The 1,058-nt window shown below is 71.7% G+C and carries 2 protein-coding genes; one reads left to right on the forward strand and one right to left on the reverse strand.

What is annotated here, in order from left to right; translation table 11 throughout:
* The coding region (locus AC1D12_RS33920; protein WP_477845464.1) for a LysR substrate-binding domain-containing protein at positions 1 to 791 on the forward strand (791 nt) is incomplete at its 5' end.
* A 15-nt stretch (positions 792 to 806) separates the two neighbouring features.
* Here AC1D12_RS33920 and AC1D12_RS33925 read toward each other — a convergent pair.
* Positions 807 to 1,058 (reverse strand): arginase family protein (locus AC1D12_RS33925; protein ID WP_477845465.1); only part of this gene is annotated, 252 nt, incomplete at its 5' end.

Genomic DNA, 1,058 nt, shown 5'->3' on the forward strand with positions numbered 1-1,058 from the left:
CGGTGAGCCACCAGCTGCGCACGCTCGAGGACGCTCTCGGCGTGCAGCTCTTCACGCGCAACAAGACCCGGCTCAAGCTGACGACGCACGGCGAGGCGCTGCTGCCGTCGGTGCGCTCGGCGTTCCAGTCGATCGCATCGGCCGCCGCGCGGCTCGGCGACGCGGTGATGGTCGGCGACCTCGTCGTCTCGGCGCCGGTCGGCCTGAGCTCGCGGCTGCTGACGCGCCACATCGGCGAGTTCCTCACCGCGCACCCCGACGTGCACCTGCGGCTGGTCGCGTCGAACGACGACAAGGAGGTGTATGCGCCGTCGGTCGATGTCTGCATCCGCTATGGCACCGGCATCTGGCCCGACCGGCAGGTGCGGCTGCTGAGCCCGGTGACGATCTACCCCGTCTGCAGCCCGGCGCTGATCAACGGACCGCAGGGCGTGCGCACGCTGGACGACCTGCGCCACCACCTGCTGCTGTGCGAGGACGGCGGCGCCGAATGGACGCGCTGGCTGCTCGCGGCCGGTGCGCGCACCGACGGCTTCCGGATGACCGAGATGGGCAATGCGCACATCGCGATCGAGGCGGCACTGCACGGCCAGGGCGTCGCGCTCGGCGACAGCCTGCTGGTCGGCGACGACCTCGCCGAGGGCCGGCTGGTGCGGCTGTTCGCGCAGAGCGTGCCGGCCCGGCATGCGTACTACATGGTGTGCCGCCACGAGGTCTGCGAGAGCCCGCTGGTGGCGGGGTTCACCGACTGGGTGCTGGGGAAGGTGCACGCCGGCTCGGCGCCGGGGTGACGTCCGAGGTGACGATCAGGCCCGGTACTGAACGCCGGGCAGCACGCACAGCATCTCGTACGCGAGGTTCGCACCGACCAGCGCGGTCGTGCCCTGCGGGTCGTACGGCGGCGAGATCTCCACCAGGTCGGCGCCGACGAGGTCGAGCCCGCGCAGGCTGCGGATGATCTCCAGGCCCTGCTGCACGCTGAGCCCGCCGATCTCCGGCGTGCCGGTGCCGGGCGCGAACGACGGGTCGAGGCCGTCGATGTCGAAGCTGAGGTAGAC

Source organism: Rhizobacter sp. P1_G5, assembly GCF_056405435.1.